Raw genomic sequence first — 7,355 nt, 5'->3', positions numbered from 1 at the left:
CGACATTTTCATCACCCCCGGCTTCCAGTTCCGGGTTGTTGACCTGTTGATGACCAATTTCCACCTGCCGCGCTCGACACTTTTCATGCTCGTCTCGGCTTTCTCCGGCATCCAAACCATGCAAAAAGCCTACGCCCACGCCATTTCTTCGGGCTATCGCTTCTATTCCTATGGTGACGGGTCACTGCTCACCGTGCTCGAAGCCGAGCTTTCGAAGCGTGAGATTCAATTCGCGCGGAAAAGCTACTCAGAAATCGTCAAGGCGCTCGAGCCGGTCGTCATCAAGCACTACCATAAGCTGATCGCTGTCTGCATAAAGCACATCCGGGCCAGCCACCTGACGCTGGACATGCTTCTCGAACGGTCGAGGACTCTGCATGACAAGACCCGAGCCGCCGAGTTCGCCCATGTGGTGTGGAAGATAACCGAGGCGTACTCGCAAAAGCTGGACTCCGACCGTCGCATCGACTTCGACTCCATGATCGCCAATGCGACGCGTCTGGTCGAGACAGGGCAATATACGAGCCCCTATTCCCTCATCCTTGTCGACGAGTTCCAGGACATCTCCGAGTCGCGCGCCAACCTGATCAAGGCTCTGAAGCACCAGAAGCCGTTCAGCAAAATCTTTGCCGTCGGCGATGACTGGCAGTCCATCTACCGTTTCGCCGGCTCGGACATCACCATCTTCACGCAATTCGACGAGAATTTCGGGGCCAGCTAGAAGGGCCGGCTCGAACAAACCTATCGCTGCAATCAACTCATCGCCGAAACCACCGCAAGCTTCGTGCAGCGCAATCCTTTGCAGCTGCGCAAGGCGGTCAGGTCGTCACGCCCGGCGATTGCCAAATCCATCAGGGTCGTGCCGGTCGAGGGAGACCGCGGCAAGCCGGATTTCGCGACTGCCTGCCACAGATTGCTGACACGCCTTGACGGGTTTCTCGGCGGTATTGCAGCGCAGTGGCAAAGTGCAGAACGACCAAAGCTCAAGGTCATGGTGCTCTGGCGCTACAACCAACTCGATCCGTTCGTACGCTCAAAGCCACGCTTCGAGAGTATCGAGGTTTCCGGGATGTCCTTCCACCGGGCCAAGGGGCTTGAAGCGGAATATACGATTCTGCTCGATGTCAGCGAAGGCGATTACGGCGTGCCCAGCCGGATCGAAGACGACGAATTGCTCAACCTCGTGATGCCTCGACCGGAGACGTTCGAATATGCCGAAGAACGTCGCCTGTTCTATGTCGCGCTGACTCGCGCCAGCCGGGGCGTCTTTCTGCTCACAAACAGCCGCGAGCCCTCCCGCTATATAAGGGAACTTTCGGAGATAGCAGGCGACAATCTGCGATTTGAAACGATCGACGGAGAGCTGGTCCGGCAATGTCCGGCATGTCATGTGGGCCAACTGGTTGAGCGCAGAGGTCGGAACAATCGCCGGTTTCTCGGGTGCAATCAGTTTCCGGACTGCGATCACACGCAGCAAGTGTAACGCCTGCGGGTCGAATGCTCCGCTCCTTGGCATATCCTATGCGTCGTCAAGATCAGCGCGCCGGGCCGTTCTCGATCTCGTCGATGAGCGACAGCATCTCGTGCAGCTTGCCCTTTGCATCTACAAGTTTCTTGGCCGTCACCAGGTCCTGGCGACCTGCCAGCAACAGCACCGTTTCAAGAACCTGATCCGAGTGCCTGCAAAGAAGGACGAGGAATTCGCCACTCGGGCCGTTCTTCCCCTGATACCAGTTCTTCACCGCTCGCTCATTCGCAGATGTAAGGCCGACGATCGCTTTGACCGCACTGCCGTTGCCATCGAACTCCCGATGCAGCGCTTCAGAAACCGCCGCGGCAAAACCCGATGCCCCCAGCCTTCTGCCCGGATCATCGGGTGGAACAACTTTGCCGGAATTAGCCTGAATCTTTCGGTCCTTGTTTAAAGACGACATTCCCTTGTCCCTCTCGCTAGGTTCGGAATGCCAGAGGGCGTTTTCAGGTGGGCATCCGATGTCCGCCACAATTGTTGCGGTTAGCGGAAGTGTCTCAGGGGTCCGATACGAATTCAGGCGTGGACGAGCACAAAACTGTGCGCGCGGCCCAATATGTCCGGATGTCGACCGAGCATCAGAAGTATTCGACTGAGAACCAGTCGGACATCATCGCTCGGTATGCAGCCCAGCGCGGCATTTCCATCGTCAAAACATATGCTGACGAAGGTAAGAGTGGCCTTAAGCTCGATGGTCGCGAAGCATTGCAGAAAATGATCGAGGACGTTGAATCTGGCTGCGCGAATTTCAGCATTATCCTTGTCTATGATGTCAGCCGCTGGGGCAGGTTCCAAAACGCGGACGAGTCCGCTTATTTAGAATATATCTGCACGCGCGCTGGTATCGCGGTTCACTACTGCGCCGAACAGTTCGAGAACGACGGCAGCCTCACCGCAACCATCATCAAAAGTATGAAGCGTGCGATGGCCGGCGAGTACAGCCGGGAACTGTCGGCGAAGGTGTTTGCCGGTCAATGCCGGCTGATCTCGTTGGGATTTCGGCAAGGGGGAATGGCTGGATACGGCCTGCGTCGCAGGCTGGTCGATGAACATCGCCAGCCAAAAGCGGATTTGCGGACCGGCGAGCACAAGAGCCTGCAGACGGATCGTGTGATTCTGGTTCCAGGCCCAATGGAGGAGGTTCAAACCGTCCGCCGCATGTATCGGCTTTTCGTGGAGGAGGGCCGAAGCGAACGCGAAATCGCTGCCATGTTAAATCTCGAAGGTATCCCGACCGATCTCGGCCGACCGTGGACGAGAGGCACGGTCCACCAAATTCTCACCAACGAAAAATACGTCGGCAACAATGTCTTCAACCGCGTCTCCTTCAAACTGAAGAAGCGGCGCGTCCGTAATCCTCCCGACATGCTGGTGCGCGCCGCCGGGGCATTTGAGGCCATCGTGGCGCCTGATTTGTTCTTCCGTGCCGCCGCGATGATCGCAGAACGAAATCGCCGCTTCACGGAGGCGGAGATGCTCGACGGTCTGAAAGCATTGCGGGATATGCAGGGGCACCTGTCGGCTTTGATGATCGACGAGCAGGACGATCTACCTTCGAGTTCCGCCTATCGCTCACGTTTCGGAAGCCTGCTGCGGGCCTACAGACTGATCGGCTATACGCCCCAGCGGGACTATCGCTACGTCGAAACTAACCGGTTCCTGCGTGAACTGCACGCGGATCTGGTCTCTGACACCGTTCAGTCCATTGAGGGTGTTGGCGCATCCATCGTACGCGATCCGGCCACGGACCTTCTTACCATCAATGGTGAGTTCACAGCATCGATCGTGATCGCGCGTTGCCTGCAAACCGCGACAGGCTCGCTGCGATGGAAAGTGCGGTTCGATACCGGTCTTCATCCAGACATCACGATCGCAATCAGGATGGATGCCGAGAACCGATCCGTTCTGGACTATTACCTGCTGCCGCACCTGGATTTTCCCGTGGAGCGCATCCGCATGCAGGAAGAAAACGGTCTCCATCTTGATGCATACCGGGTCGACAACCTCGACCCGTTCCTGAACCTCACCACACGCTCAAACATCAGGAGAGCGGCATGAGCCAGACTGCACCGGAGATTCAAAGCATCCCCGTTGATAGCATCGTCGTCCTGAACCCCCGCGCCCGCAACAAGAAAATATTCGCGGAGCTCGTGACCAGCATTGCTCATCTGGGGCTCAAAAAGCCTATCACGGTCAGCGCCCACGCTGACAGTACGGGATATGATCTCGTCTGTGGCCAAGGGCGTCTCGAAGCCTTTGTCGAACTTGGACAATCGCACATTCCGGCGATCGTTATCGAAGCGACCGTGGAAGACTGCTTCGTCATGAGCCTGGTCGAAAATCTCGCGCGTCGGCAGCACTCGCCGCTCGAGTTCGTCCGGGAGATCGCTGCGCTACGTGATCGGGGCTACTCGATCACAGAAATCGCAGTGAAGACGGACTTCAGCGACGAATACGTGTACGCAATCTGCTACTTGCTCGACCATGGAGAAGAGCGTCTCCTTGCCGGGGTCGAGAAAGGGATTATCCCTCCAAGCATCGCCATGGAGATCGCCCGCGCCAAAGACAGCGACGTTCAGAAAGCCCTGGCCGAAGCCTATGAGCAGAAGGCACTTCCCGGCAATCAGATCATTGCGATCCGCCGTATCGTGGAACAACGCAACCTGACCGGCAAGACGATACACAGCCTGGCAGCTCCGAACAAATCGGCGGGCCGCAAGCTGACCGCTAGCGCTCTCGTGCGCGCTTACAGGAAAGAGACCGAAAGACAGAAGCTCCTGGTCAAGAAGGCAACGCTTGCTCAGAGCCGGCTACTTTTCGTCGTCAACGCACTGAAACGACTACTCGCCGACGAGCACTTTGTGACGCTGCTGCGGGCAGAAGCGATCCATACGATGCCTCGCCCGCTCGCGGAACGTCTTGGAACGAGGGTAATCCCATGAACGACCATGTCCGTATCGCGTTCGAACAGCGCATACTTGTCCTTCCGTTGACCTCCCTTCTGCCGCGAAAGAAAGTGGAGGACGCACAAAAGAAGGTGGTAAAATACAAGCGGATCTCAAGTTCGATCGCCGAGGTCGGCATCATCGAACCCCTGGTGGTGGCTCGGCTCGGAAAGAAAGATTCGCGCTATCTTCTGCTTGATGGGCATTTGCGTCTCGCGGCCCTTCAGGATCTCGGCCACACCGAAGCACGCTGCCTGATCGCGGATGACGATGAGGCCTTCACCTACAACAAGCGCGTGAACCGCCTTGCCACCGTGCAGGAGCATTTCATGATCATGCGTGCGCTCAAGAGCGGCGTGTCAGAGGACAAGCTGGCAAAGGCGCTAGATGTCGATATCAAGCTCATAAAAAGGCGGCGCACCCTGCTCGATGGCATCTGCCCCGAGGTCGTCGAGATGCTGAAGGACAAATCGGTAAACCCGGTCACCTTCGACGTCCTTCGGAAAATGAAGCCGCTGCGGCAGATCGAGACGGCCGAGTTGATGGGTACGGCCGCGAACTGGTCATCCAGTTACGCAAAGGCCCTGCTAGCCGCCACCAAACAGGAGGATTTGGCAAAGCCGGATCAACCAAAGAAGATCGCGGGCATGACACGCGAGCAGATGGCTCGCATGGAACGGGAGATGGCCTCCCTCCACCAGGATTTCAAACAGATCGAAAGCTCTTACGGGGATGACGTCCTGCATCTCGTCATCGCATCAGGCTACCTCGGCAAGCTCGTCGGAAACAAGGAGATCGAGCGCTATTTATCTGTCCACCACGCGGAGTTACTCGAGGAATTCCGCTCGATCATTGCGTCGTCATCGTTGGATCAAACCGGCATGGCGGCCTGACTGACGCCAATTTCAGTCTGCAGCCTCTTGTGAATGCGTGACGTATGTATCGGCCACCCGTCCCAGATACTGGCTGGGGAACTGATAGCGCTCGGCAAGGCTACCCGGCTCTGACTTTGAGATCGGCCCGTTTGGTCAAGCATGAATGGACAAATCTTGCATTCTGCAAAGTTCGAATCGCATCTGCTTTAATTCTATGCCATAATGTCAAATATGAGTGGGCAACCAGAGACAAAGCTAAAGCAGCTTCTGCAAGAGGTCCCCCCTGGTTTCCTCGTGGATTCTGGGTGGATGAGCCGTCATGCGATCTCGCGGCAGTCCGTTTCGGGCTATCTCAAACAGGGTTGGCTCGAGCCGGTCATGACGGGGGTGTACCGTCGACCATTTTCCTCTGACGCCAATCCAGAAGCTGTCAGTGGCTGGAAAATCCCCCTGCTCTCTGCGGCCTGGCTCATGCAGCATAAATTCCATGTCGGTGGAGCGACCTCGCTCTCCTTGCGGGGGCATACCCATTACCTGTCGCTCGGCGGCGCATTCCCTCTCTATCTTTACGGATCAGATATCCCAAAGTGGCTGTCGAAACTGCGAACGGACGCCGATGTGAAGACCAGAAGCGATGTCCTGTTTGGCGACGGAACAACCGGCGTCGAAAACGCGGACTTCGACCTGACCAACGACGCGAATCCGGAGCTGACACAAAGCCCATGGCGCTGGCCAATGCCGATGTCCTCACCCGAGCGCGCGATCCTCGAAATGCTCGACGAAGTCCCGAAGAACGAAAGCTACCACAAGGTCGACGTCGCCTTCGAGAGCCTTGCCAATCTGCGACCCAAATTGCTGACGACGCTCCTCACCCTCTGCCGAAGCGTCAAAACCAAGCGCCTCTTCTTCGTGTTTGCTGACAAGCATGATCATGCTTGGCGCCGGCACATCGACAAGTCGTCCGTCGATTTCGGCAAGGGCGACCGGGCGTTGACGCCGGGCGGCCGGCTACACCCCGTCTACCGCATTACAGTCCCGGCCGACTTGATGCCGAAGGAAGTCCCGAATGGCCCGTGAAACATACATGCGCCAGGTCGACCTCCTGGTGCGAACCCTTCCTTTCATTGCCCGTCACGAGGCCTTCGCCCTGAAGGGCGGAACCGCGATTAACCTCTTTTATCGCGAGATGCCGCGGCTCTCGGTCGATATCGACCTGACCTATCTGCCGATAGAGGACCGTGAGACGACGCTGAAAAACATCGACACGACATTGGAGCACATCCGCGAGGACTTAATACGCAATATGCGCGGTGTGAATGTCCAGAGGATAGCCGGTGGTGGGAACAATGATACCCGCCTGCTCGTCCGACAGGGAAACACCGAAATCAAGGTCGAGACATCCCCGGTCGCGAGGGGCACCGTCCATCCGCCGGAACGGCGCCGGGTGAATGAAAATGTCGAGGAGACGTTCGGCTTCGCCGAAATGCAGGTTGTCTCGTTCGAAGACCTGTTTGGCGGCAAGCTGCATGCGGCGGTTGACCGGCAGCATCCGCGCGACCTGTTTGACGTGAAGCTGCTCTATCAGAACGAGGGGCTGACCGACGCGCTGTTTCGGACCTTCCTGATTTATGTCGCGAGCTCTGGGCGCCCCCCGCACGAACTGGTCAGGCCTTCGCTCGTGGAACTCGACGAGGCCTTCGTCAAGGAGTTCGAAGGGATGACGGTCGAGCCCGTCAGCCTCGATGATCTGAAAGCAACGAGAAGCCGGATGACAGCGGATATTCTGGCAAAGCTCGACGACAGGGCGATAAGCTTCCTGCTTTCGCTCCACGACGGCGAACCTGATTTCGAAGCTATCGGGCTGCCAAAAGCTGCGGAGTTACCGGCAGTGCGCTGGAAGCTTCTAAATCTGCAGAAATTGAAAGACCAAAACCCCGCAAAACACGCCGAGCAGCGGCGTGAGATCGAGAACATCGTCGCGGACATGCGCTAGGATTTCTCGGG

8 protein-coding genes are annotated in these 7,355 nt (G+C 57.3%); 7 read left to right on the top strand and 1 reads right to left on the bottom strand.

The genetic code is table 11. The features are described from left to right. On the top strand, positions 1-721 hold a 721-nt coding region (locus QZ638_RS05045; RefSeq protein ID WP_295807683.1), incomplete at its 5' end, for an S-adenosylmethionine:tRNA ribosyltransferase-isomerase. Positions 722-784: 63 nt separating this feature from the next. Beyond that, positions 785-1,483 carry a topoisomerase DNA-binding C4 zinc finger domain-containing protein gene (locus QZ638_RS05040; protein WP_295807682.1) on the top strand — a complete coding sequence of 233 codons (699 nt, stop codon included), beginning with the start codon at positions 785-787 and terminating at the stop codon, positions 1,481-1,483. 52 nt (positions 1,484-1,535) lie between these two features. Here QZ638_RS05040 and QZ638_RS05035 read toward each other — a convergent pair whose 3' ends face one another. Beyond that, positions 1,536-2,003: a hypothetical protein gene (locus tag QZ638_RS05035; RefSeq protein WP_295807679.1), complete on the bottom strand. Its 468-nt coding sequence runs from the start codon at positions 2,001-2,003 to the stop codon at positions 1,536-1,538. 50 nt (positions 2,004-2,053) lie between these two features. Here QZ638_RS05035 and QZ638_RS05030 point away from each other — a divergent pair, with 50 nt between their 5' ends. The 5 genes from QZ638_RS05030 to QZ638_RS05010 all read left to right on the top strand — a co-directional run bounded on the left by QZ638_RS05030 (position 2,054) and on the right by QZ638_RS05010 (position 7,344). Then, positions 2,054-3,589: a recombinase family protein gene (locus tag QZ638_RS05030; RefSeq protein ID WP_295807677.1), complete on the top strand. Its 1,536-nt coding sequence runs from the start codon at positions 2,054-2,056 to the stop codon at positions 3,587-3,589. Beyond that, positions 3,586-4,473: a plasmid partitioning protein RepB C-terminal domain-containing protein gene (locus tag QZ638_RS05025; RefSeq protein WP_295807675.1), complete on the top strand. Its 888-nt coding sequence runs from the start codon at positions 3,586-3,588 to the stop codon at positions 4,471-4,473. Before QZ638_RS05030 ends, QZ638_RS05025 begins: the two co-directional genes overlap by 4 nt. Beyond that, entirely contained in the window at positions 4,470-5,369 is a 900-nt protein-coding gene (locus QZ638_RS05020) for a plasmid partitioning protein RepB C-terminal domain-containing protein (RefSeq protein ID WP_295807671.1), read from the top strand. The genes QZ638_RS05025 and QZ638_RS05020 overlap by 4 nt, the downstream gene beginning before the upstream one ends. 204 nt (positions 5,370-5,573) lie before the next feature. Next, positions 5,574-6,428 carry a type IV toxin-antitoxin system AbiEi family antitoxin domain-containing protein gene (locus QZ638_RS05015; RefSeq protein ID WP_366936200.1) on the top strand — a complete coding sequence of 285 codons (855 nt, stop codon included), beginning with the start codon at positions 5,574-5,576 and terminating at the stop codon, positions 6,426-6,428. Then, entirely contained in the window at positions 6,418-7,344 is a 927-nt protein-coding gene (locus QZ638_RS05010; RefSeq protein WP_295807669.1) for a nucleotidyl transferase AbiEii/AbiGii toxin family protein, read from the top strand. Before QZ638_RS05015 ends, QZ638_RS05010 begins: the two co-directional genes overlap by 11 nt. Positions 7,345-7,355 lie beyond the last annotated feature (11 nt).

Origin of the sequence: uncultured Nitratireductor sp. (genome assembly GCF_913053745.1) — a bacterium.
Lineage (GTDB): Bacteria > Pseudomonadota > Alphaproteobacteria > Rhizobiales > Rhizobiaceae > Nitratireductor.
Note: the sequence above shows the minus strand (reverse complement) of the source record. Positions and strands in the feature narration are given on the sequence as shown.